The sequence below is a fragment of the Cellulomonas pasadenensis genome, assembly GCF_047229365.1.
Taxonomy (GTDB): domain Bacteria; phylum Actinomycetota; class Actinomycetes; order Actinomycetales; family Cellulomonadaceae; genus Cellulomonas.
This window is the reverse complement of the sequence record NZ_JBFTEP010000009.1, coordinates 12,520-38,557: the sequence shown is the minus strand read 5'-3', so window position 1 is coordinate 38,557 and position 26,038 is coordinate 12,520. Positions and strand designations below refer to the sequence as shown.

Below are 26,038 nucleotides of genomic sequence, written 5' to 3'. Positions count from 1 at the left end.
CGGCGTCCTATGCCGATCTTGCGCCAGAGTCACAGTCGTGCCAAGAGCCGGTCGGCCACGGCGCGCGCGAGAGGCGGGGGCACCGCGTTCCCGATCTGCCGCGCGATCGACGATCGAGTGCCCGCCCACAGATAGTCGTCCGGAAAGCCCTGGATGCGCGCGGCCTCGTGGTGGGTTATGGGTCGGTCCTGGTCGGGGTGCAGGAATCGCCCCTTCTCTGGGCGGAAGAACTCGGTGCGCAGCGTGATCGAGGGCTTCTCCCACACTATGCGCCCCATGACGTCCGCAGCGCTGCGCGTGTTGCCGCGCCAGCAGCGGGCCTGCAGGTGGTCCGGAAGGTCCAGTCGGCTCCCCCCGTAGGGGATGTGGCGGAACCGCTCACGGGACAAGGCGGTCATGGGCGGCATGAAATGGAGTTCCCGCGCCTTGAAGGCACCGGGCACGACGGAACCGTTGACCTCGACGACCGAAGCGGGCAGCTCGGTCGCACCGGGGACGCGGTCGAGGTCGTCGAGGACGTCGACGAGACACATGCGAACAGGGCCGGGCTCCGGCCGGCCGAGGGGACGGATCCCAGTTCGACGGCCGACGATGATCGCTCGCCTTCGGTTCTGCGCCGCGCCGTGATCCGCTGCGTTGAGCGTCCAGGCCTCGAGCTCCCAACCTTGCAGCCGGCCGCCGACGCCGGTCTCGGAGACGAGGGAGCGGAAGTCGCGGGAGTCGAGGAACTGCGGGACGTTCTCTATGACGAAGAAGGCGGGTCGCACGCGTTGGAGGACCCGTAGGTACTGCTCCCACATCCGATTGCGGGGGTCGTCCGCGTCGCGCTTGCCGAGCAATGAGAAGCCTTGGCAGGGAGGGCCGCCGAGGACCACGTCAGCGCGAGGGAACGACCCCGCGGCGTAGGCGGCGATGTCACCGACGTGGACGCGCTCACCGTGGTTGAGCGCGTAGGTGGCAGCCGCATGCTCGTCGAGCTCCACGGCCCCGACCGGCTGGAAGCGGCCGGTCGCGGCGAATCCTGTGGTCAGGCCGCCGGCACCCGCAAAGAGGTCGATGACCCGGATGTCGGCAGGCTCGCGGCGCATGCGGTCTAGATTCTCCGGTGGGCCCGCGTGCGACAGGGAGTCGTGTGTCATGCCGGGAACAGAGCGGCGTCGGGGAACTCCGAGCTGCCCACGACGCAGACTCGGTCGAGCAGGACGTTGCGGTTCTCGCAGCTCGTCTCCGGAAGCAGGACGCAGGCGTGGCACGCGGCGAGATTCATGTTGTCCGTGCCCGACCCGCGCGACTCGGCGCAGACCGGGTCGGAGGAGCACCAACGGCCGTGGTCGATGGCTGCCAGGAAGGTCTGCTGGAACTGGTCCTCCTTCGCGAGGGCTGCCAGGCCACCGAGGCTCCCGGCGGAGTCGGAGGATGCGGTGTAGATGAGGATCCCTGCTTGGTCCGGTGCGGTGTAGAGACGTTCGCGTAGCGACGATGCCGGGTACCCCGCGTGCAGACTCAGCTCGTCGAGGAGCATGTGTGCCAGCGTGTGCAGGGCGATGGTGCGCGCGGCGACGGGCGGCGAGGAAGGTCGCTCGAAGTCGCGGTCGCGTCGTTCCTGAGCGGCGTTCACGAGGTCGGCGCGGCGTCGGACCGCTTGTGCCGTCTCCCAGTCCGCGAGCAGTTCCTCCCGGAGGCGGATGAAGACGCCCTCCCCGTGGACCTCGACGGCCGGGAGCCAGTCGAGCGGCTTCTCGCTCAAGGGCGCGAGGCCGGGCGTCGTGCCCTCGTCGTCGTCGAGCCGCGGGACATACGGGGTGACGCGGGAGAAGCCCTCGAGCGCCCGCACCTCCCGGAGACGGTGCACGGCCGACACCTGCGCCACGTAGTCGGCGATCGACGGCCCGACGGCTTCCGTCTCGCAGATGAAGGTGTCCTGTGCGGTGCCTGTCCCGGTGCCGGCGCACAGCGCCGTGTACTCGTCCTTGCGCAGCTCGGCCTCCGTGGGGCGACTCCTGGCGGCCAGGCCGAGACGCTGTGCGATCACCGCTCGCACCGCGTCGACCGTCACACCGGGGGCGTTCGCGACCATCGGGGCGAGCGCCGTCTCGAGCGTCGTGTCCGGGATGTGCTCGAGGACGTTCCAGTGCCGGTCGACGAACGCGGCCGCCGCAGTGGACCACGGCGGGATCGAGATGGTGGACCGCATCGAGCCGAACCAGACGTTCGACGATCCTCGCTGGAGTGCTCGGAGCGGACGGTCGCACTCGGGTGCGTCGGTCTCCAGCCACGGTCGCCGTCCCGAGCACCGGCGGACCGGGGGCAGCGCGTGCTGAGAGAAGGAGCCGTTGAGGGACTTCGGCGGCACTCCGCAGGAGCAGCCGACGAGGATGTCGGACAGCGAGGACGACCTGCCGAGGATCCTGAGCGTCAACTGGTGCCGCTCGTCGCCGGACGCGGTCTCCTCGCCCTTGTGGACCCATTGGTAGTAGGGGAAGTCCTCGAGGTGGCCCGCGTCGCAACATGCGACGAAGCGGGACGGCACCAGCCGCGACGTGTGGCAGTGCTTGCACCACATCGTCTGCTGGTCCTGCAGCTGGTGGACCTGCCCCAGCACGTGGCACTTCGGGCAGTAGTGCATCAGGGGGAAACGCATGACCGGCACGTCGCCGTTGGAGCGGCCCGCCGAGGGCGTGCGGAACCCCTTCATCCCCAGCGCGCGCGCCAGCCGCGGCTCGTCCAGGCGCGGCGACGTCGGGGGCCAGTAGTCGGTCCCCATGACCACGTAGCTCTGGTCCTCGGACGGGAAGAGGCTCCCGACGCCGTAGGTCGTGACCAGCTGACTCTGGCGCGCGTCGCCGATCTTCTTAGCGGGCAAGGTTCTTCCTCCTGACCAGGAACAGCGAGCTGGTGGCGTCGACGTTCCGGAGGCTGGTCAAGGTCGGCCAGGCAGGCTCGTTGACAGGGAACTGATCGAGCTGCCTCTCCTGCCCGTCGACGAAGGGTGAGCCACCCGCCGGCACGACGAGGGCGCCCATGGGGGCACCCCACGAGGTGTACTTCTGGACGCGGTGCTCTCCGACTGCGTCCTGCCAGTTCTCGATCAACGCGTCCAGGGCGGTCAGCACCCGCTCCTCCTCGTCGGGGGCGACCGCTGCGACGCGACGCCGCACGACCTCGCGCACCTTCGCGACCTCCGGCTCTGCGTTGACCGCACCGACGGCCGTCTCCGCCGCGCCCTCGGTTACGAGGAGACGCATCAGCGAGACGAGTACGCCGTGCAGGCCCCGGTCGACCGCCCGCGGCGCGAACGGTGTCGCCCCGGTCGCCTCCACCTGCCGGTAGAGGGCGCGGTGATAGGGGACGAACGACTCGTAGTGCGAGAGGTCGCGTGTCCGAGCGGAGTTGTACAACGTCACGACCAGGCCCGGATGTCGACGGCCGACCCGGCTCGTCGCCTGGATGTACTCGGACGTCGTCTGAGGCTGGCCCATGACCACCATGAGGCCGAGCCGGTCGACATCCACGCCGACCGAGATCATGTTCGTCGCGAGGACGATGTCCTGGCAGTCGTCCGCCCCGAGGGACGTGCCCAGCTCCTTGAGGCGCTGCGGCACTTCGTCGGACGAGACGCGGGAGGTCAGCTCCTTCGGCTCCTCGACGTGACGCGGTTCCGTCCCGAGCCGCCGGGCGGCGACAGGTATACGGCCGGGGACGTCGTCGATCGACTGGATGAAGGCGGCGCCCAGCACTCGCAGGCTGTTGAAGTAGCCGAGCAACGTCCAGTACGCGTCCCGCACGTCGTCCGGTGCGTCCAGGTCCTTGCCGGCCTGGAGCAGGGCGGCGTACGAACGCACGAGCAGTGTCGCGTGACTCGTGCCAGGGGCGAGCACACCGACGTACTCGCGGGCCGGGAGCTCGTCCCTGGGCGCCTCGACGGCGAAGAAGCTGTCGCCGGGGTCGATCCCCGGCGGTGGGAACTGACGGGCCTCGCGGTCGAAGACCGCCTTCACCTGCCCCTGTGCGCGTCGGATCGTCGCCGTCGACGCCACGATCTTGGGCCGGGCAGAGCCGGTCGACGCGGCGTCGACCGCTGTCTCGTACAGCCCGACCAGCGTGCCGAGCGGACCGCTGATCAGATGCAGCTCGTCCTGGACGATCAGGTCCGGACGGTCGACCTCGCCGTCCGCGCCGAACAGGCGGCGGACCTCCGGTCGCCATGCCATCATCGCGAACTTGTCGACGGTGCCGATCAGAAGCGAGGGACGCGCCGCATAGACGTCCTCGTCCACGACGAGTACCGGGAGGCCGTCGTGGAAGTCGCAGGACGGAGCGGGGCATCGCACCACGAGACGTCCGAGCCGCCGGTCGAGGTCGTACGCGTCGACCGGCAGGTCGGAGCCGCACCACGGGCAGGTGAGGAGCTGACGTGGGTTCCCGTGTTCTCCGGGCGACTGGTTGTCGCGCAGCCGCCTGAGAGCGGCAAGGGCGTCCTTGTGGCTGTTCGGCGTGCCCGAACGCCCCACCCAAAGCCCGACGGTGATCGGCTCCGCATCGGGCAGCTCGGCGCGGCGCCACCGTTCGAGAGCACAGATGAGCCCGGCCGCACGCTCGAACTGTTGCAGCGTGAGCAGGCGCAGGGTGTAGCGCATCAGGACGCCGACACCGCCGCCGCGCCCCGGTCCGCCGCGCAGTCGACGCAACGCGAGCGTGAAGGCGATCAGACCCAGATAGGCCTCGGTCTTGCCCCCACCCGTCGGGAACCAGAGCAGGTCGGCGATCTCGCGCTCTTCGCTGCTCGGATCGACCAAGCCCTCGAGGTTGAGCAGCACGAAGGCCATCTGGAACGGGCGCCACTGCTGCTCGTCGTCGAGCGGCGTGTCGCGGCCGGTGCGCACCATCTCCTGCCGCGCGCGCTGCTCCTGCATCACCGCGTTCATGACCCGGAACGCCCGAGCGGCATCCGGATCTCCGTCGAGGACGGCGATGCCCCGACGCATCCGGTCGGCCGTGCGACGAGCAGTGAGGAGATGGTCGGCGGCGGTCACCCGGACGTCGTCGTCGAGCTCCGGCAGGCGGCTCTCCTGCCGCTCGATCCAGGAGACGTACTCGGACACGAGCGCATGGAGTGCGTCGCGCTCGTCGGTGCCGGCGAGCGTCGCCATACCGAACCGGCCGCGCAGCTCCGCGCGTTCCGCGCGTGACACGAGGACCTCCTGGCGTGGGAGGAACGTCGTCTGCAAGCGACGCGCGGGCACGGTGTCCCAGACGACCGCGCAGCCGTGCCCGACCGCCAGACTGACCGCCTGGCGGTAGAGCAGCTCGGATGTGGCCTCGTCGGTGCCGCGGGCCGAACGCGCTGCAGCTCGGCGCTCGCTGAACGTCCCTCGCTCGGCCTCGACCGTGATGACCGGACGGAACCAGGCGTACTCGTCGGTGCCGTTCGGCGTCTCGCGTCGGAACGAGTTGACCAGCGCCACCGTCACCGACACGTCCCCGTCCACCGGTGGGCGGACGAGGACGCGGAGCTCGAGGCCTTCCTCCAGCTGGAACGCATGGTGCTGAGCGGCCTTCGTGTCGACGTACTCCGTTCTGGTCGCGCCGGCGACGAGGTTCCAGTTGCGCGGCTTCTTGAAGCGCACGCGGTCGACCACGGGTGACTCCTCGGCGTCGTCACCGTCGGTCGGCGTCGCCAGCGTCTCGTCGGCGAGCTGCCCGTCGATCTGGGGCAGGTAGCGGTCGGCGCGCACCGTGACCGCGACCCGCGGGGTGAGCGACGGGTCGACCGCGAACGTGAGCCCCATCGACGACGGTCGCCGCATGCGGGACAGGCTCACCCCGGGGTCGTACTCGGCGTCCACCTGCGTGCCCGTCTCGACGTCGGGCACGTCGGCGGCGTCCTCGATGGGGTCGCCGGTCGGCGGGTGCAGGATGCCGACGACGAACCGATCGAGCGGCGGCTCGGTCAGGTGGACGTCGTCGTCGGATCCCATGAGGTCCCGTTCCAGCGCCTCCACCATCGCCGCACGGGCGCGGTACCACGGGTCGAGCCTGGTCATTCCTCGTCCTTCCTCTCGCGCACCGCGAGACCCACGAGCCGCGGCGCGAGCCACAGACCGTGACGGCCGACGCCGCCTTGCAGGTCCTCGACGGGGTCGCCGGCGACCGTCTCCACGCACTCGACGTGCACTCCGCGCAGGTCCATCCGTACGTCGCCGTGAAGGATCCGCCTGACCGCCTCCCCGAACTCGGCCTTCGTCCGGCCGATCGGCACACCCTTGTGGTGCACGTCCCAGAACGGCGTGTCGCCGCTCGTCCAGTCGTGCACGAGCTGCACGGAGTCCCCCGTGCGCACGTGATCGCGCAGGTGAAGTTGAGTCCTCTCCGCGTCGATGCCGGGAGGCCGGGTCCGGTCGAGGTCGTCACCGCGAACCTCGACCGCTCGCACTTTCTTGGTCTTCCACTGGCTGCGCAGCCAGCGACCGGTGCTCGGATGCCTGCTGAGGATCTGCGGGTACCGAGATCGCCGGACCCGGAGCAGGCGGAAGCGCGCACGTGTCACTGCCACGTAGTCCACCCGCGCCTGCTGTGCGGGCTCGCGGGACTCGTCGGCGACGCGCTCGTACTCCGCGAGCACCACGGTGTCGAACTCGAGCCCCTTCGCACGATGCACCGTCGACACGACCGCCACGTCCGGCTCGGACGCCACCAGCTCCCCCGGCACGTGGCCGCGGCGCAGTCTCCGTGCCACCTCCCGGGTCTCGAGGGTCCGGGACCCGGGGGCGATCCAGTTCCGCAGCCCGCGCCACCGTTCGACGGCTTGCGCCTCGTCGTCGGCGACCGCCAGGACGTCGTCGAACGTCCACACCGGCGTCGTCGCGAGCATCTCCGCAACCCAACGGTCGACGACCGGTGCCGTGAGGGGACGACGGACGTGGACGGGCACGCCGGCCGCCCACAGGTCCTGCGCCTCCATCAGGGCCTGTCCGTTCGTGGCGGTGAGCACCGCGAGGCCGTTGCCCTGCCTCCGCGCGAGCGCGGCGATCCCCAAGTCGTCCACCGTGGCGATGTCGACGACGAAGTCGCGCACGTCTTCCTCGGCTCCACGCAAGGACGGGTCGCCGGCGTACCGGAGCGCCACCGCCGCGGACGCGTCCCGGGTACCGGCGCGGTACGACCCCGTCAGCTCACGGCGCACCGCCCCCGGCATGTCGCCGACACGTCGTAGCAGCTCGCCGCTGGTGAGGGGGTGGTCGGCGGTGAGCTGGAAGTCGTAGATCGCCTGTGCCGGGTCGCCGAGGAGCGTGAAACCGGTCTGCCCCGGCAGGCCCTCCATCAGCGCCAGGAGGAACTCCGCGCGCAGGCCGACGACGTCCTGCACCTCGTCGACGACCACGTGCTCGAGCTCGTGGATCTCCCGCCAGTCCCCGGAACGGATCGCGTGCGTCGCGCGTGCGATCCTGCGATCGAAGATGTCGTGACCGACGATCTCCTCGTCGTAGGCCTCGCGCACGATCTGCTGCGCGAGCGAGTCGATCGTGCGCACCGCCGCCGCTGCCTGGATCTCGTTGGCGCGCAGTCGGCGGGTGACGGCGTGGACGGCAGCACGGGAGAAGCTCACGACGAGCAACGAGAACTCGGGGTCCACCTCCTCCACGCCGACGAGGTGTGCGACCAGAGCGGAGACCACCTCCGTCTTCCCCGAACCGGGACCCGCGACGACGACCTGCCGCTGCCCCGGTTCCACCTCGGCTGCGGCCTGCTGGCTCAGGTCGAGCACCGGCACGCTCACTGCTGCCACAGCTTCTCGAACGCCCGGAAGGCCAGCTGGTCCCCGTACATGCTGAGGTTGTCCTCGACGTCGACGATGAGGACCTTCTCCGAGCCTCCGTTCAAGGTGCCGCGCAGGCCACGCCCGACCATCTGCTGGTAGACGTTGGGGCTGAACGTCGGCCGACAGACGTAGACCGCCTTGACGGCGGGAGCGTCGAACCCCTGCGTGAGCACCTGATAGTTGGTCAGCACGCGGATCGCCCCCTTGCGGAACTGGTCGATGTAGTGCCGCCGCGCCGACGTCTCCGTCCCTCCTGAGATCGACACGGAGGGCACGCCGCGGTGCGAGAGCAGCGCCGCGATCGAGCGGGCGTTCTCCACCGACGGCGCGAACAGGAGGACCGGCCAGTCGTCGGGGAGGTCGAGGATGGACTCGACGATCCGGCGGTTGCGCTCGTTGTCGTCGCCCAGCTGCTGCTCGCGGCTGCGGGGGAAGCGGCGCATCTGCCCGATCTCCGCGAGCTCGGCCTCGGTGAAGTCGACGGTGGCTCCGTCGAGCGTGCGCTTCTCGACGTGGGCGAGCACGCCCTTCTCTCGCAACGTGCGGTAGGGGTCCTCTCCGAGCACGCCCGCGTCGAGGAGGTTGCCGTCGTACCTGGCGACGAGGCGCTTGGTCTCCTCGTCGGAAGTCCCGCGGAACGGCGTGGCGGTCAGCCCGATGAGGGGCCGCGGTTCAGTGGCCCGCGCGCCGCGCCCGAGCCAGTCGAAGATGCTCGTGTAGCGCGGGCTCACCGAGGTGTGTGCCTCGTCCACGATCACGACGGTCGGCTCGCGGAGCCACGCGTAGTCGTCGGCACGGTGGGCGATGATCGCTTCGAGCTTCGCGTCCGTCGCGACGATCACCTGCGTGCCCTCGGGCTCCTCCTCGACCTCGTTCGATCCCCACAGGCGTCCGAGCACCAAGGGCGCGGGGCCGAGTGCTCGCCACACGTACGTCCAGCTCTCGGCCGCCTGCTCGCACAGCTCGTCGGACTGCGCGATCCAGACGATGGGGCCGGAAAGGCGTCCGTTCGCGATCTCCTGGACGAGGGCCTGGATGGCGACACGCGTCTTACCTGCCCCCGTAGGCAGCGACACCACTCCGCGCTGCCGCCCGATGCCGACCAGCAGGGAGCGGATCCTTTCGGTCACGCGTTCCTGGTAGTCGTGCAGGGGCTTCAGCTCGACAGGGCCGTCGATCGTCTCGCGCGCGGGGGACTGCCGAGCCGGGAAGCCGGCCCACTCCGCCGGGAAGCCGAGGTCCGCCACCCACGTCCGCTCCTTCTGGCGGCCGGAGAACTCGCGCGGCGGCTCCAGTCCGCGTTCCTCGAGAGACGATCGGAGGACCTTGAGTACCCCGACGCCGTGCACGGACAGCACGAGCCGCGCCAGCTCCTCCTCGGCGAGCGAACCGTTCTCGGAGAGGAGCTCCAGCGCCTGGCGCGGCACCTGGGACCGGAGGGCCTCCGCTCCGACGGCGGTCACGAGCCCGAGCTCGGCGTTGCTCCGGGCGGCCTTGCGCACCTCCCGCTTCAGCTGCGAGGCGCGCATCTGCTCCATCGCCGCGAGGACCCGCTGTACGTCCTGCGCCGTCATGCCGAGCTTGAGGGCCTCGGAGACCTGGGCCAGCACCTGCGCGGGCGCCGTCGCCGTCACCAGTACGCGGCCCGGTTCGTACCGCTGGGCGAGCGGCCGTTCCACCTGGCCCTGCGGCGTGGCGACGAGCCGGACGATGCGAGTGCAGCGCTGCAGCTCGAGGTCGAAGTGCTCCGGCGCGAGGTCGGGATGGTTCTTCAACGGCGGGAACTCGTCGGTCAGGTACACGGCTTCGCCCTGGACGTCGGCGATCACCTCCTCGCGGAGGAACTCCTTCCCGTCGTGCATTCCCCAGAGCTCGAGGAAGAGGTGGAGGTCGTCGTCCTCCACGAGCATCGCCGGCACCTGGGCCTCGAGCATGCCTTCGTAGACCGACGAAGTACTCGTGACGCCGATGTTCGGCGCGGCGACGGCCTCACGGCGCGTTCCGACGCGGACGACGAGCGGCTGCGCCGGCAGCCGTCCGGGCAGGTAGGTGTAGAACTCGAAACGCCGGTCGTCGTCGGTCCACCGGTCCGCCATGGACTTCATGGCCCGCCACTGCTCCGTGGAGAAGGCGTCGCTCGACGCGAGCGCACCGAGCTGCTCGGCGAGCTCGACCGACAGGTCGGACGCGACCGGGAACAGGTCGGCACGTTGCCCCTCTCCACGCACCAGGACGTCGCGCGGACGCATCGGCCCCATCGAGCTGTCCACGAGGCCGTGTCTGCGCAGAGCCCAGAGCTCCGGCGCCTGCACGTGCACCGCCTTCAGTCGTCGGTCGGTGGCGTGACGGACCTGCCAGGACGCGAAGGGGCCCTTGCTCAGGACGACACGGGTCATCTCGAGCCGACCCTCGTCGGACAGGGCGTCGAAGAACCCCAGCGGCCACAGGACCGGCCGGTCCTCGACCACCACCTCGGCGAGCCCGACCTTCGTCCGGTTCGCCTTGCCGAAGACCTCCTTGGCCTCCTCCCGGTACGTCGTCAGCCAGGGCTCCTGGACCTGGTCCGTCGAGCGCCAGGTGGGTTCGCTGACAGCCCCCAGCTCACGGAGCAGTTCCACGTCGCTCGCGTGGAACTGAGGATCGATCAGGTGACCGGCGTCCCGGCGTCCGTGGGTCGGGACGACGGTGCCGCCCAGGAACGCCTCGTCGAGACGAGCCCACCGGCCGTTCGCCGTGCGCACTCGGACGAACGTGTGGAGCGAACCGCGGGCGTAGGCCTCGAAGGCCTCCCGTGCGACGTCGCGTGTCACCTGACGTGCGAGCGGCCAGACCCGGCTCCAGATGTCCTTCCCGTCCCGCGCCTGGGAGAGTGCGGTCTCGAGCTCGGCGCGCTTGTCGAGGACGGTCACACCGAGTTCCGCCAGGGCGACCGTCACGCCCGGCAGCTCGACGAGGCGAGGGTCGACGAAGACCCCGCTGTCGTCGGTGGCGCTGGTGCGGATGAAGACCTTGCCCTTCACCGGGCGTACGAGGTCTCCGCCCTCGAGCGGCACGATCCGCGCACTCTGCAGATCGTGGATCAGCTGAGCCTTGGTGGCGTTGCCGGGCGCCTGTCGCACGGACTCGCGCACGATCCTCGCGGCGAGTCGGATCGCGGCCGCGCACGACTCCATGTCGTCGGGGCGGATGAGCGCTTCCAGCCAGTCCTTCGCGGTGAGGTCGCGCCGGCCCGACGGGTCGACCAAGCGACGGACCTTGAGGCGACGCTCGGCGGTCGAGAGTGCCTTCGGGTGAACCCAGGACGAGCTCGGTGCCGACGAGGCGGTCGACCACTCCTGGACCCACTCAGGGTCGATGCCCTCGGGGGCGATGCTCAGCTCGTCCGGGCGGTGCATCCGGCCGTCCACGTCGGGAACGCACGCCGTGAGTCGGAGCGCATCGAAGACGGGCTGATTGATCGCGTCGTCGGCCCAGCTCCGGCTCTCCTTGCCGCGCGCCGGCAGGAGGTCGAGGAACGCCGCCGGGTCGTCGTGGTCGACGAGCTCACCGACGTTCGACGCGAGCAGACGAGGGAAGACCTCGCAGAGCAGCCCGCGGTTGAAGGCGCCCGGCAGCAGGTTCGTGCGGTCGTCGCTCAGTCGCCAGGGAGCGTTGATGATGCCCGTCATCGTCGTCCGGGCGTCCGTGGGGAAGTACGCCCAGAACTCTCCGAGGGAGGAGCGCTCCTTGCCGGTGACGGGCAGGGCCCAGTCCAGCCGCACCTTCTCGCGGTCGGCGATGCGTCCGCCGTCCTTGCGGGCTGCGTCCGCCGGTGCCCAGACGGTCGACAGCACGCGCCAGGTCGTCGTCGAGTCGCCGGACACGAGGTCCACGAGCCCGTCGGGCCGCTCCCGTGTGGTGGCCTCGTGGTCCGCGAGTCCGTCGACGCGGAGCCGCAGACGGCGGACGTGAGGGGAGAAGAGGAGGAGCTCGCTGCGGTACTTGACGAGGTCGTTGCGGATCGACGCCGGGGACCTCAGCCCTGGCAGCACGATCACGGTCGACGCCCACGCCATCATCTCGCGTAGCGCCCCGTCCGCCGCGGCCGCGGCAACCGGATCGAGCACGCGTGCGAGGCGCATGACCGGATACCGCGGCGCCCGGAGGCCCGCCTCCAGGATCGTGCTTTCCGTCCACTCGGCGTCGAATGCGAACGACACGGAACGGCTGTAGACCCGTGGGGTGGCCGTGGCGGCGAGGACCGACTTGAAACCGATGCCGAAGCGACCGATCCGGTCGTCGGACTTGGAGGAGAGGTCGGAGGCCATCACTGCCTCCACGCCCTTCGCGCTGAAGGACTCGCCGTCGTTGGCGACGTAGAGGGTGTCGTCGGAGAGCCGGACCTCGATGCGGCTGCCGCCGTTGCGCGCCGCGTCGACCGCGTTCTGCATGAGTTCCTGCAGCTGTCGGTCGCGGTACCCGCCCTCGGCGATGCGACGCTCGTTGTTCGCGTCCTCCTCGATGCGCTTGGGGTCGCGTGCGTACACATCGAGGCACGCCGCGGTCTGTTCGCGCACCACATGAGCCAGATCGGCGTCACCCGACGTCCACGTCATCTCGTGTCCTCCTCGACCGGATCCGGACTTCGGCCGGATGGTCACGCATCATGGACTCGACCACCGACAATGAATTTGCTGAGCGCGACTCAGCCGTACATTTGTTCGAGAATCGCCGCTGCGTGGCCGACGCGCCTTCCGGCTCGATTGCCCTTCGCCCGGGCGAAGTCAGGACCGAGGCGATCGCACTGCCGGACGAGGTGCTCTGCCGCCGCCGTGACGTCGGAGGGAAGACGTCCGGTGCCGGGTCCGGCGGGGAGGGCGTCCCACGACGCCGGGGCAGCCGGCTCCGACCGGCACCACGTGCGGAGAACGGCATGGTCCTCGACCCACCACGACGTGACCGCCTCCGGGGACAGGCCGCCGAGGACCAGGTTCGCGACACCGGCGATGTTGTTCAGCCGGTCGGCGGACAGCGGCCCTTCGCCGTCGCCGGCGGCCGCGAACCGGGCCAGCGCGACCGCGAAAGGGCGTACCCGGGTGATCTCCCTGTGGAGCAAGGAGTTGGGGAGGTCCTGCAGCGTGAAGGCTGCTGTCACCGATTCGTAGTCGCCCCCGTCGCGGAACGACTCGGCGCCCCACCAGAGCCGGGCGAAGGTCTGCTTGTTCACGCCTCCCGTCCACCGGTCCTCCGTCGCGGGCGAACCCCATCGCCACGCGACGTAGTCGAGATGACGCAGGGCGAGCCACAACCACACGCCCTTGTCTGCGGCTTCGGCGCGGGTGATGCGCAGAGCCCAGTGGAGGCGGGGGGCGAGCCAGCGGTCGCTGTCGGAAGGAGCACCCCATGCCTGCGAGTCGCTGAGTCGACGCCACTCGTCCATGAGGGCGGTCACGGCCGCGACCGAGACCTCGGATCCGTCCCGACGCCGGAGCACGGCCAGGGAACTCGGTGACCAGGAGGGATCCTCCAGCATCCGCTCGCGGTCGTGCACCGTCGGGACAGCGGTGAAGGTCCTCAGGCCCGCATCAGACAAAGCGCACCTCCTTCGCGGCGTCCGAGACGGCAGCCGTCGTCCCGGCGAGCTGTGCGACGGCCGCGTCGATCTCCGCCCACAGTGCGAACCGGGTCGCCGATGGTCCGTGCTCGGCGGCGGCGATACGTTCGACGAGCTCGTCGAGGCCTGCGACCTCGGGCATGGCGCGGGCGACGGCATCGAGCGCCTGGCGGTGGGTGCGCCCGGTCGGTGGACTGACCGTGTCCACGTCCGACATCTCGACGACCTCGCCCGCGGCTGCTCGGACGACGGAGGCCAGCGCCTGGCGTGCGACCTCCGCGCCCACGAGCTCGCGCACCATCCGCCGGGGACCCCTCGCTCGATCCGCGTGCAGGAGGTCCTGGAGGCCCTCGATGCCGCTGTTGAGGTACAGGACCAGCTCGTCCGCGTGCGCCGCCACCACGGCGTAGGAGTCAGGCGCTCCGCGGACGTCCGCCGGCGCGTCGTCGCCGCGGAATGCCGTCCACACCGTACGGAACGGAGGAGCCCCTGAAGGACACGGCGCGTCGCCGGGATCCACGACGACGCGCCACGTCGTCCCGAGAGCCACGAGCCGTCGCGAGCCGTCGACGGTCGCGGTCGCGGTGGCGGTGATCTCGACCGTGCCGGCGAGGACGTCCGACGACAGCTCGACCCGTCCGAGCCAACCGCCGTCCTCCTGGGGTGCGAGGACGACGGGAGCGCGCCAGAGAGTGTCGCGACAGGTCACCAAGGCGTGGACGATCAGGCCGCTGATCCCGTCCGGCCGCTCGCCGTCGGCCGGCACCGCGGTGACACGGACGGTGGCGCTCTCCCACGGCTCCGAGAGGTCGAGTCGACGGTGGTCCCCGCTCGCGATGTCGCTCCGCTCCGTGCCGTCGACGACGACCTCGTCGAGCCGGACCTCCCACTCCTGCCGCCACGACGACCACGGGAGCAGCAACGTCATGATCCGGCCCCCGTCACGGACCGCACGACCACGTCGATGCGTGCGTCACGCGGCGGGATCGGCGCGCCGACGACCGACCGGCCCCGCAGACGCGCCTTGACGACACGAGCGCGGTCCTTCTGCGGGAGTACGACCGTCCCGTCCTCGGTCACACTGCCGTCGGCCTGGAGGGCCTCCAGCGGCCCGTCCCACTGCACCGCGACCGCCTTCGCGTCGAGCCCCACGAAGGCGAGCCGCGGCTTGAGGGCCCAGCCCTGTGCCCTGTTGCTGGCGCGCACCGTGAAGTCGACGTGCCAGCGGCCGTCGACGACAGCGGCCGCGACGTCCAGCACCTCGGGCTTGCGGGCACCCGGCACACCGCGACCTCCGGTGCCGGGCTCGCCGGTGAGGAACCGGAGGTGCTTGAGGACGGCCTCCGGCGGGCTGTCGGACGGCGGCGGCGGCGCGCCGAACACCGACTGCAGAGCCTCGAGGACGCGCGTCTCGATGCTGCGGAGGTTCGGGACCCACGGTGCGACGTACCGGGCCGTGAGATTCGCCTGGCTGGCCTGCTTCCGGCCCGTCCCCGGGATCCACCTGTCGTGGGCGGGAGGCTCACTGAAGCGGAGAAAGTCGTCGGCGCGGACCTGCTCGTCGGTCGCGGCGTCGGGCGACACCGCGGCGCCCGCCAGGAGGAAGGCGTGGTAGCTGCGGCCCTCGAAGACGCGGTCGACCGTCTCGACGATCATCTCCGGCCGACGGAACAGGCACACGCGGTTCTCGAGGGTGTCGGGTTGGGAGTCGCTCAGCGTGACGACCAGCTTGGCCTGGTGGGCGAAGGCCGGGTGCGCGTCGGGGGCCCGGCGCGCGGGCACGTCGATGACGACGTCACGCACGATCACGGCCTCGTCGTCGTCGAGGGACTCGGCGACCTCGCCCGCGTCGTACTTGTGCAGGCCCCGGACCAGCTCCGTGAAGGTCTCCGCGGGATCGACCGTCGTCGACTCGGTGCGGACGCCGTTCTCCTCGACGTCGATGCGCACACTCATGCGTCGGCGCGCGAGGAGGGGCCAGAAGCTCTCCTCCACGCCCTGCCTGAGCGTCCTCGCGAGGTTCGTCAGCGCGTTGCGCCCCACCAGGCCGGTGCGGGGGTCGTCGGGGTCGTAGAACCCGACCACGAGCGCCGTGGTGCCCGGTCGGTCGTCCGGGCGTGCGACGTGGAGTCGGCGTGCCAGCTCCTCGGCCTCCCACACCGACGCGACGTCGGTGCCGTCCGCGGGTTGCCGACCGAAGTACCCGCGGCCCTGGTACGCCTTCCCGTCGACATGGTGGACGACGCCCTGCTGCACACCGAACAGCCGGTTGCGGTGTCGGCCGTCGCTGCCGTCCTCGGGCAGCACCGTGGAGTTGAAGACGACGGTCTGGACGCGCGAGAACCGCCAGTAGACGGCCTTGCCCAGCCCGAAGGAACCGCCCGCCGCCTTGTCCTTGCCGCTGAACAGGTCCAGTCGGCACAGCTTCACGAAGTTGCCGAACTGCCCCTCGGGGCCGTCGGCGAACTCCGGCCCCCACAGGCCGCGGGCCCCGTGATCGGAGATCCTCAGCAGCACGAGAGCGTCCGACGTGCGCAGGTCCTCGACACCGGCGGCCAGCTGGCCCGCGGTGACGGCACCGCTCGACGAGGCGCCCATCGAGGTCACGTGCGGCAGGAGCTGGTCGTGCCAGCCGAGCGCCTCCTCGAATGCTCGGCGGTGCTCTCCGGTCAGGCGCACGAACGTGTAGACGAGTTCCGCGGCCCGGTCCGGAAGGCGGGCGTCGTTCGTGTTCTGCGCGCTCTCGCGCGCGAGCGAGGCCAGGCCGGCGTTGACCGTCCACTGGTTGGCGTTGCCGTAGTTCCCGTACGCCGGATCCTGCTCACGCCACTGCCAACGGGGGCCTTCTGGATCACTCATGACGGAGTCATCATCGGCGCCCGAGTGGGTGTTCCTTGAGCTCCTGACGGGTGAATCTCACCGTCGCGTACGCCAGGCCTCCATCACCACGTCGGCGGCGGCCGTCATGTCGTCGTGCTCCCAGAAGCGGAGGACGAGCCAGCCCGCAGCACCGAGCCGGGCATCGGTGTCGCGGTCGCGTGCGACGTTCCGCTCCAACTTGGCGCGCCACCACTCAGAATTCGAGGCGGGCTGCGTCGCGTGGAGGGGGCACGCGTGCCAGAAGCACCCGTCCACGAAGACGGCCACGCGCGCCCGAGGAAGGAGTACGTCCGCGCGCCGGCGCGGGATGGACGGCAGCGGGGCGTCGACCAGGTACCGGAGCCCTCGGCGGTGCAGGGCGCGGCGCAGAGCGAGCTCCGGGTCCGTGTCGCGACGTGCCTGCCGTGCCATACGAGCGGAGACGGAGGCGGACGAGGGCACCGCCACGTGCGTCCCGGGCTCCTGATCACCTGGTGAAGTAGCGGTGCGGCCGACCACGACACGACGGTAGTCACTCCAACACGCGGGGGCCGTTTCGGCACGGTCGGCCCTACGCTTGCCGTCGTGTCCCTCGCCCCCGAACAGCGCACCGACGACCTCACGGTCCTCGACCTGTTCGCCGGGGCCGGCGGTCTGAGCGCCGGTGTGACGTCGCCCGGCGGGTTCCGGACGGTCGCCGCAGTCGAGATGGACCGAGCTGCGGCGGCCACCTACAAGCTCAACCACGAGGACACAGACGTCTTCGTCGGGCCCATCCAGGAGTGGTTGGACCAGCAGTCCGTGCCGACCGTCGACGTCATCGTCGGAGGGCCTCCGTGCCAAGGGTTCTCGACCCTCGGGAAACAGGACGCCGAGGACGACCGGAACGCCCTCTGGTACGAGTACGCGAAGACGATCGTCCGCGCGGAACCGAAGTGGTTCGTGGTCGAGAACGTCGCGACGTTCATGAAGTCGGAGCAGTTCAAGCTGTTCCAGCGCGAGACGGACGGCGGCGGGATGCTCGCCGACTGGAAGTTCGAGGCGCGCGTCGTCAACGCGGCCGACTACGGGTCGTTCCAGGCGCGCAAGCGCGCCCTCCTGATCGGGCACCGCTCCGATGTCGCTGCGCCCCCGTGGCCGGTCCCCACGCATGTCGGCCGGCACCGGACGGTGCGTGAGGCGATCGAGGGGCTGCCGGAGCCCGCGACGAAGGAGTGGCCGACGGTGACCGTCCCGGTCAACCAGGAGGTCTTTCTCGGTGGCCTGACCACTGACGACCTTCAGATCGGTCGGGAGTACCGCGACATCTCGAGGCTCCGGTTCGCCGCGATCCCTCCTGGCGGGAACAGATTCGATCTTCCTGAGGAACTCAAGGCGCCGTGCTGGATCAAGCACACGACGGGTTCCGGCGACGTCATGGGCCGCCTCCGTTGGGACAGGCCCTCCGTGACGATCCGTACGGAGTTCTTCAAGCCGGAGAAGGGCCGCTACATCCACCCCGAGAAGGACCGCGTCATCACGCATCGGGAGGCGGCGATCCTGCAGGGCTTCCCGGCCGGCTACCTCTGGGCAGGTACCCGCGAGCAGATCGCGCGGCAGATCGGCAACGCGGTCCCCCTGGAGCTCGGGGCGGCCATGGGGCGCGCGATCCTCGCGGCGCACCGTGGTCAGCACTCCGAGGCCGACGGGCTCTTCTGACAGGACCGGCGCAGGGTGCGCGGCCCGCGCTTCGCCGAGCGAGGCCTGCCCTGCCCGTGGGGCGGCACTCGGGCGCTCATGACGACGGCTGTAGCCCGTTCACGGGAGGACCGGCGACTCTGCCGGTGCCTCACAGTGTCAGCGCGCGCTCGAGCTCCTCCTGACCGGCCTCCCGCGGGCCCGACGACCGCGTCCTTGAGCGCGACCTCGCTCCGGAGCAAGCGGTCAGGATGACGTCGAACGAGTCGACGTCGGGGTGGATGAGGTCACATTCCGCGCGGCTCCCCGCAGGCCGCGCGGGGTGCGTCAGGGCCACCTCGCGGGGTTATCCCGCGATCGGCCTGCACCGTGCGACATTTCGCTCGTCCGCGGCGAAGTCGTCGTCCAGGACGTCGTTCTCTCCAGGACGCGTGGACCGTCTGGTTACCATCCTCGCCAGGCGCGGCATTTCTGCGCCGGGCGAGCAAGGGGGCTGGACGTGAGGGTTTCTGCGGGTCACGACCTCGCCGTCGCCCCGGGGTCCGTCGTGGTCGTCCGCGACGAGGAGTGGCTGGTCCGCTCCACCGAGGAGACGGCGGACGGCACCCTGGTCCGCGTCCGAGGCCTGAGCGAGCTGGTCCGGGACCTTCCTGCGGTCTTCTACGCGAGCCTCGACACCATCGCCCCGAAGGACCCGCGGGACGCCACGGTGGTGGCGGACGGCAGTCCGCGGTACCGGTCGTCCCGGCTCTGGCTCGAGTCGACCATCCGCAAGACGCCGGTGCCGCTGACGGATGCCCGGCTCACGGTCTCCACGCAGGCGCTGGCCGACCCGCTGCCGTACCAGCAGACGGCCGTGCGCACCGCACTGGACCCCGAGAACCTGCGACCGCGCATCCTCCTGGCGGACGCGGTCGGCCTGGGCAAGACCCTCGAGATCGGGATGATCCTCTCGGAGCTGGTCCGCCGCGGGCGCGGTGAGCGGATCCTCGTGGTGACGCCGCGGCACGTGCTGGAGCAGATGCAGCAGGAGCTGTGGAACCGCTTCGCGCTGCCGTTCGTGCGGCTCGACTCGGCGGGCATCCAGCGGGTGCGGCAGAAGCTCCCGGCGACGCGCAACCCGTTCTCGTACTTCCGCCGGGTCATCATCTCGATCGACACGCTGAAGTCCGGCCGGTACGTGCACAACCTGCGCAAGCAGCGTTGGGACGCCGTGGTCATCGACGAGTCGCACAACCTCACGAACCCCTCGACGCAGAACAACAAGCTGGCGCGCACGCTCGCCCGGACCACCGAGGCGCTGATCCTGGCCTCGGCCACCCCGCACAACGGCAGGGCGGAGTCGTTCGCGGAGCTCGTGCGTCTGCTCGAGCCGACGGCCGTGGCGCCGGACGGCACGATCCGACCGGACGAGGTCACGCGTCTCGTGGTCCGCCGGCACCGGCACAGCCCGGAGGTCGCGGGTGTCGTGGGTGCGGACTGGGCCGAGCGTCAGGAGCCGCACCACGTGCGGGTCGTGGCGAGCGCGGCGGAGGACGCGGTCGCTGACGAGCTGGTCCGCACGTGGCTGCACCCGGCGGGCGGTGCGTCCCCGTACTCCGGGCGCAACGAGTCGCTGTTCCCCTGGACGCTCGCCAAGGCGTACCTGTCCTCCCCGGCGGCGTTGGCCGAGTCGATCCGCCAGCGGCTCTCCCGCCTGAGCAACGCGACGGGGCCGGCCGCCGAGACCGAGCGGGCGGCGCTGCGACGCCTCGCCGATCTCAACGCCGAGGTGACGCGCTCGGCCAAGTACGACGCCCTGCTGACGCACCTGCGGGGTATCGGCGTGGGGAAGGGCTCGACCACCCGCGTGGTCGTGTTCGCGGAGCGGGTCGCCACCCTCACGCACCTACGGGCGCAGCTCCCGAAGGACCTGGGGCTGCCGCCGGAGGCGGTCGAGATCATGCACGGGGGTCTTAGCGACGAGGAGCAGCAGGCGGTCGTCGACCGGTTCAAGCAGGCGTCGACGCCGGTGCGGGTGCTCGTCACCGGCGACGTCGCGTCCGAGGGCGTCAACCTGCACGCGCAGTGTCACGAGCTGGTGCACTACGACATCCCGTGGAGCCTCATCCGCATCGAGCAGCGCAACGGGCGCATCGACCGGTACGGCCAGAAGCACCCGCCGCGCATCACGACGCTGCTGCTCACGCCGTCCGACGCCCGCTTCTCCGGTGACGTGCGGGTGCTGGCGCGCCTCGTCGACAAGGAGCACGAGGCGCATCGCGCGCTCGGTGACGTCGCGAGCCTCATGGGCACGTACGACGTGAAGGGCGAGGAGGAGATCCTCACCCGCGTGCTGGCCGGGCAGAAGGACCTCGACGACGTGGTCCGCACCCCGCAGCAGGTCGCGGCGGGCGACGACCTGGCCGGACTGTTCGCTCAGCTCACGGGCGGTCTGCCCGGCGCCCCCACCCCGGCGCCTGCGCCGGTGGTCACCACCCCGGCAGCGGACACCGGCATGTTCGCCACCGAGGTGGAGTTCCTCGAGGAGGCGCTGCACGCCGCGTTCGAGGAGGCCGACCCGGCATCGCCGCCCGCCAGGGGCGGGGTCGGGTGGTCCCGTGACGCCGGCTTCGGCACCGCCCGCCTCACGCCCACGCCGGACTTGCGGCAGCGGCTCGAGGTGCTCCCGCAGTCGTACCTGACCGACCGGCGCGTCACGGAGTCCCTCGTGCTGGCGACCACCCCCGCACGGGGCAAGGAGCGGCTGAGCGACGCGCTCACGGACGCCAGCGGCTCGTCCTGGCCGGACGCGCACTTCCTGTCACCGCTGCACCCCGTCCTGGAGTGGGCGGTCGACCGCGCCCTGGCACGGCTGGGACGCAACGAGGTCTTCGCGGTGCGGGGGCCCGTCGACGGGCCGACCGTGCTGCTGCAGGGCACGCTGACCAACCGCCGCGGTCAGGTCGTGGCCGCGTCCCGGCTCACCGTGGAGTTCCCGACCGCGAGCGCCGACGGGCTCGCCCTGGTGACCGCGCACGATGCCGCCGCCGGCGCGCTCGCCGCGCTGGGGGTCGACGGTCGACGCGCCAACCCCGGCCCCGTACCCGACGCGGCGGGCCTGCAGCCGTTCGTCCGTGCCGCCGTCGACCGGGCGACACCGCAGATGGACCAGCACTTCGAGGTCGCAGCCGAGGACGTGCGGCAGCGGGTCGAGCAGTGGGCGACGCGCCTGGACGAGTGGGACGCCGACGCGCGCGAGCACGTGCAGACCAAGCTGCTCAAGGAACGGCGGCTGCCGGTGCAGGAGGAGCGGGAGCTGGTGGAGTCGATGCTGCCGGACCGAGGGCTGCTGCGCCCGTTGCTCGTGGTGGTCCCCGAGGCGGAGGCACGATGAGCGCGTCGGACGCCTTCGTCGTCGGCGAGGGCTGGATCTCGGAGCACTTCTTCACGTCCGACGCGACGTCGCAGTCGTTCCGCGCGCTGGTGCTGGCGCGGCGCAAGGAGTGGGACGCCGAGCCCGGCGAGACGCCGCGCAGCCGGTTCACCGCCGCGCGCGGTGAGCTGCAGACGGCGCTGGCCGACCTGTCGCAGCGGGTCGAGACGCTGCGCGAGCAGGCACGTGACGACGACACGGTCCTGGACACGACGGCGCTCGCCGACCTCGCGGACGGCGTGGCCGACCGCCTGACCCACGTCCTGGAGCTCGACCGCCACGGGCTGCGGTCGGAGGGTGACGGGCCACTGCGGCGGGTGCGCGCCGCCGGCCTCACCGGTGGCGCGCCGCTGGCGCTGGTCCGGGCGCTGCCGGTGACGGCGCTGGAGGACCTGCTCGCCAAGGACGGGGTGACGCTCGCCGCGGAGGTCGCGGTCGACGAGGAGTCGGAGCCGACCCGCTCTGCGGCGCGGCTGCTGTCGCAGCTCTTCGTGCAGGAGGACGGGCCCACGTACGCGCTGGTGCTCGCCGGGCGCTGGGCGATGCTGGCGGAGCGGGCGCGGTGGGCCGAGGGCCGGTACCTGGCGGTCGACCTGCAGCTCGTCGCCGAGCGCAACGACACGCGCCGTGGCGGCGAGGTCGACACGGCGCTCACGTGCCTCTCGGCCGCCTCGGTCGCACCGGACACCGAGGGGCGGCTGTGGTGGGACGGAGTGCTCGAGGCCTCGGTCAAGCACACGGTCGGCGTCTCGCAGGACCTGCGCGACGGGGTGCGGCTGTCGATCGAGATCATCGCCAACGACGTCGTGACCCGTCGCGCCTGGGCCGGTCTGGAACCGTTGCCGCAGGCCGAGGCGCAGGTGCTGGCCAAGCAGTCGCTGCGGTTCCTCTACCGCATCCTGTTCCTGCTGTACGCCGAGGCGTCCCCCGAGCTCGGGGTGCTGCCGACGGGCGCCCCGGAGTACGACGCCGGGTACAGCCTCGACCGCCTGCGCGAGACGGTGCAGGTGCCGCTGACGTCGGACCGCGCGCTGCACGGCACGCACCTGTACGAGTCGCTCGGCGTGCTGTTCCGGCTGGTCGACACCGGCCATGTCCCGCCCGCCCCGCGTGAGGACGACCTGCGCGACGAGGGCCTGACGTTCCATGCGCTGCGCGCCGACCTGTTCTCACCCGCGGCGACGGCCCACATCGACGAGGTCGGCCTGGGCAACGGCGAGCTGCAGCGTGTGTTGGGCCACCTGCTGCTCAGCAAGGAGAAGCGCGGGGCGGACCGCGGGTACATCTCCTACGCCGAGCTCGGCATCAACCAGCTCGGTGCGGTGTACGAGGGGCTCATGTCGTACACCGGCTTCTTCGCGCAGGAGGACCTGTTCGAGGTCGCGAAGGACGGTGACGCCTCCAAAGGTTCGTGGGTCGTGCCGGCGGACCGCATCGAGGGCATCGCCTCGAAGGACTTCGTGCGCGCCCCCGACCCCGTGACGGGTGAGCTGCAGCCGGTGTTGCACCGCGCCGGTACCTTCGTCTTCCGCCTCGCGGGGCGTGAGCGCCAGCAGTCGGCGTCCTTCTACACGCCCGAGGTGCTTACCCGCTTCACGGTGGGCCAGGCCCTCGAGGAGCTGCTCGACCAGGGCGGCACGACGACGTCGGCCGCCGACGTGCTGCGGATGACGGTCTGCGAGCCGGCGCTCGGCTCGGGCGCGTTCGCCCTGGAGGCGGTCCGTCAGCTCGCGGAGCAGTACCTGACCCGCCGGCAGGACGAGCTGGGTGAGCGCATCGACCCCGACGCCTACCCGCGCGAGCTGCAGCGTGCCAAGGCGTACATCGCGCTCCACAACGTCTACGGGGTCGACCTCAACGCGACCGCCGTGGAGCTCGCCGAGATCTCGCTGTGGCTGGACACGATGGTCGCGGGGCTCGACGCGCCGTGGTTCGGCCTGCACCTGCGCCGCGGCAACTCCCTCATCGGCGCCCGCCGCGCCCTGTACCGGCGCGACCAGGTCACCGACAAGTCGTGGCTGCGGGCCGTCCCCACCGATGCGCCCCTGACGACGCTGCTCGACGGTCCCGCGACGGGCATCCACCACTTCCTGCTGCCGGCCGACGGTTGGGGCGCCGCCGCCTACGCCAAGGAGGCCGCCGCGCTCGCCCCGGACGCCACCAAGGCGCTCAAGGCGTGGCGCAGCGCGCTGAAGGCCAAGCCGACGAAGGGCCAGATCGACGCCCTCACGGAGATCGCACACCGGGTCGAGGTCCTCTGGCAGATCGCCGCCCGCCGCATGTCGCTCGCCGAGCAGGGCATCCGCCGCAGCGTCGACGTGTGGGGCGCGGAGGTCGAGCAGGGCGCCACCGTGACCCGCGAGCAGGTCGAGGCGTCACTGGCGGACGCCGACGGCGCCTACCGGCGACTGCGCCGGGTCATGGACGCGTGGTGCGCCCTGTGGTTCTGGCCGCTGACCGAGGCGACGACGACGGTCGAGCGTGGCGGCACGCCCGTGCAGGCCACCCCGCCGCGTCTGGACGAGTGGATCGACGCCCTGCAGCGGCTGGTCGGGCGCGCGCCGGAGCTCAAGCGACGGTCGCTGCCCGGCAACCAGACGCTCACCGACGCCGCGTCGTGGGACGAGCTGCAGGACGTCGAGGAGCAGGTGCTGCTGTTCGCCGACGCCAAGCCCGTCGCCGACGTCGTGCGGGACCACCCCTGGCTCGAGGTGTGCGAGCGTGTCGCCGCCGAACAGGGTTTCTTCCACTGGGAGCTCGACTTCTCCTCGGTGTTCCTGCGCGGGGGGTTCGACTTGCAGGTCGGGAACCCGCCGTGGGTGCGGCCGGACTGGGACGAGGCGTCGGCCCTCGCGGAAGGCGACCCGTGGTGGCAGCTCGCGGTGAAGCCGAGCCAGAGCGAGGTCCTGCGACGGCGGGAGGCGACGCTCGAGCTCCCCGGTATGCGCGACCTCGTTCTCACGCTCGCCGGCCAGACGTTGGCCACGCGCACCGCGGTCTCGGCGCGCACGATGTACCCACATCTCACTGGCCTACGTCCCGACTTGTACCGATGCTTCATGGAACTGATGTGGCGGCACACGGGTCCTGGCGGCATGGCGGCGATGATCCACCTGGAGTCGCACTTCACGGACGAGAAGGCCGGGGCTCTACGGCGAGCGCTTTACCAGCACCTCCGGCGGCACTGGCACTTCGTCAACGAACTGCTGTTGTTCGAGATCGAGGACCACAAGCACTTCGGGATCACGGTGCACGGGCGAGCCCGCGACCGCGTCGAGTTCGTTCAGGCGTCGTGGCTCTACCACCCCGACACGGCAGTGCGTTCGTTGCATCACGACGGCTCGGGGCCCGAGCCGGGCTTGAAGGACGAGGACGGCCGATGGGACGTGCGGCCCCACCGGTCCCGCATTACCCACGTCACCGAGGAGACGCTGCGGACGTGGCACGCGGTGCTCGAGACGGCCGATGTCTCCGTCCCGGAGACGCGGATGGTGTACGCCGTTAACACCTCGGCCGCGGCGACGCTCGACAAGCTCGCGCGCTCACCGCGCATCGGTGCTCTGGGCCTGCGCTTCTCCGCCGGGTGGAATGAGAAGACCGATCGCGTGAAGGGCTACTTCGAGAGCGCCTGGGGACCGCCCGAGTCCTGGGACGACGTCATCCTCCAGGGTCCCCATCTCTTCGTCTCGACCCCCTTCTACAAGACGCCGAACAAGACCATGCTCCACAACCAGGACTGGTCGGCGACGGACTTCGAGGCGCTCGCACCAGACGCGATCCCGGTCACCGCGTACAAGCCCGCGGGCGACCGCTACGACTACGACTGCGCCTACGACGACTGGGGCACCCCGGACGATCCGCAGCCCGCCCGCGACCACTACCGGATCGCCTGGCGCAACATGGCCGCCAACCAAGGTGAGCGCACGCTCATCCCGGCCATCATCCCGCCCGGCCCGGCGCACGTAGACGGCGTGTACTCAATGGGCTCCCCGACGCTCCAGCCGTTCGATCTGGCTGTCCTGGTCGGAGGAATGTCTTCGCTCCTCAGTGATTTTGCGATTCGGACGGTCCCAAAGTCGAACATCCGATCAGGTACAGCGTCTCGCCTTCCGGCCGCCCTAGGTCACCGACTCTCGAACGCGATAGCGCTGCGAGCACTGCGCCTCAATGCAGTGACGGAGGCTTGGGGTGCGCTTGTCGCCAACGCGTGGCGGCCTGAAATGCTCCAAGACGCATGGACGGGCGGTCGTGCGCGACCGAACCGCCCCCCGCTCGGGCTCTCCAAGCAGTGGTCGTCTCTTACGCCACTCCGCAGACCGGAGGACCGCAGGCAGGCTCAGCTCGAGATCGACGCTGCATTCGCCGTCGCGCTCGGTATCTCTGCTGACGAGCTCTGTGCGGTTTACCGCACCCAGTTCGCGGTCCTCTACGGCTACGACCGCACGTCGTATGTCTACGACGCCAACGGCCGCCTCGTCCCCACGAGCGTCCTCCAGGCCTGGCGCCGCAAGGGCGACGCCATCACCGAGGCCGACCGCACCGCCGCCCACCCGGGCAGTGGCATCGCCTACACCTACGAGCTCCCGTTCGTCACCCTCGACCGCGAGGCCGACATGCGCCGCGCCTACGCCGAGTTCGAGCGCCGCCTCGCGGAGCGCTCATGAGCGGGCAGAGC

12 protein-coding genes are annotated in these 26,038 nt (G+C 70.9%); 3 read left to right on the top strand and 9 right to left on the bottom strand.

The window, feature by feature from the left end; all coding sequences use genetic code 11:
* Nucleotides 1-29: 29 nt before the first annotated feature.
* The 9 genes from AB6N23_RS02700 to AB6N23_RS02660 all read right to left on the bottom strand — a co-directional run bounded on the left by AB6N23_RS02700 (nt 30) and on the right by AB6N23_RS02660 (nt 16,733).
* Nucleotides 30-1,139, bottom strand: a complete 1,110-nt coding sequence (locus tag AB6N23_RS02700) for a DNA cytosine methyltransferase (RefSeq protein ID WP_412864521.1) — start codon at nt 1,137-1,139, stop codon at nt 30-32.
* Nucleotides 1,136-2,863 (bottom strand): DrmB family protein, encoded by a 1,728-nt coding sequence (drmB, locus tag AB6N23_RS02695; RefSeq protein WP_412864519.1) that lies wholly within the window; start codon nt 2,861-2,863, stop codon nt 1,136-1,138. Before drmB ends, AB6N23_RS02700 begins: the two co-directional genes overlap by 4 nt.
* A complete protein-coding gene (locus tag AB6N23_RS02690) occupies nt 2,853-6,044 on the bottom strand; it encodes a helicase-related protein (protein WP_412864517.1) in 3,192 nt (1,063 codons plus the stop codon). Before AB6N23_RS02690 ends, drmB begins: the two co-directional genes overlap by 11 nt.
* Entirely contained in the window at nt 6,041-7,786 is a 1,746-nt protein-coding gene (locus AB6N23_RS02685) for a UvrD-helicase domain-containing protein (protein ID WP_412864515.1), read from the bottom strand. Before AB6N23_RS02685 ends, AB6N23_RS02690 begins: the two co-directional genes overlap by 4 nt.
* A complete protein-coding gene (locus AB6N23_RS02680; protein WP_412864513.1) occupies nt 7,774-12,414 on the bottom strand; it encodes a DEAD/DEAH box helicase in 4,641 nt (1,546 codons plus the stop codon). Before AB6N23_RS02680 ends, AB6N23_RS02685 begins: the two co-directional genes overlap by 13 nt.
* Before the next feature lie 89 nt (nt 12,415-12,503).
* Nucleotides 12,504-13,391 carry a DUF6339 family protein gene (locus AB6N23_RS02675; RefSeq protein ID WP_412864511.1) on the bottom strand — a complete coding sequence of 296 codons (888 nt, stop codon included), beginning with the start codon at nt 13,389-13,391 and terminating at the stop codon, nt 12,504-12,506.
* A complete protein-coding gene (locus AB6N23_RS02670; protein ID WP_412864509.1) occupies nt 13,384-14,340 on the bottom strand; it encodes a hypothetical protein in 957 nt (318 codons plus the stop codon). The genes AB6N23_RS02675 and AB6N23_RS02670 overlap by 8 nt, the downstream gene beginning before the upstream one ends.
* The gene (locus AB6N23_RS02665; RefSeq protein ID WP_412864507.1) at nt 14,337-16,271 is read right to left on the bottom strand and encodes a hypothetical protein; all 1,935 of its coding nucleotides are present in this window, start codon (nt 16,269-16,271) and stop codon (nt 14,337-14,339) included. Before AB6N23_RS02665 ends, AB6N23_RS02670 begins: the two co-directional genes overlap by 4 nt.
* A gap of 57 nt (nt 16,272-16,328) precedes the next feature.
* Complete coding sequence (locus tag AB6N23_RS02660; protein WP_412864505.1) at nt 16,329-16,733, bottom strand: very short patch repair endonuclease; 405 nt, start codon at nt 16,731-16,733, stop codon at nt 16,329-16,331.
* Nucleotides 16,734-16,856: 123 nt separating this feature from the next.
* On the opposite strand from AB6N23_RS02660, the gene AB6N23_RS02655 reads away from it, so the two are divergent.
* From AB6N23_RS02655 to AB6N23_RS02645, 3 genes are all read left to right on the top strand, one after another.
* Nucleotides 16,857-17,969 carry a DNA cytosine methyltransferase gene (locus AB6N23_RS02655; protein ID WP_412864503.1) on the top strand — a complete coding sequence of 371 codons (1,113 nt, stop codon included), beginning with the start codon at nt 16,857-16,859 and terminating at the stop codon, nt 17,967-17,969.
* A gap of 478 nt (nt 17,970-18,447) precedes the next feature.
* On the top strand, nt 18,448-21,324 hold the full coding sequence (locus AB6N23_RS02650; RefSeq protein ID WP_412864501.1) for a helicase-related protein: 2,877 nt from the start codon (nt 18,448-18,450) through the stop codon (nt 21,322-21,324).
* The gene (locus AB6N23_RS02645; protein ID WP_412864499.1) at nt 21,321-26,027 is read left to right on the top strand and encodes a class I SAM-dependent DNA methyltransferase; all 4,707 of its coding nucleotides are present in this window, start codon (nt 21,321-21,323) and stop codon (nt 26,025-26,027) included. Before AB6N23_RS02650 ends, AB6N23_RS02645 begins: the two co-directional genes overlap by 4 nt.
* Nucleotides 26,028-26,038: the final 11 nt, after the last annotated feature.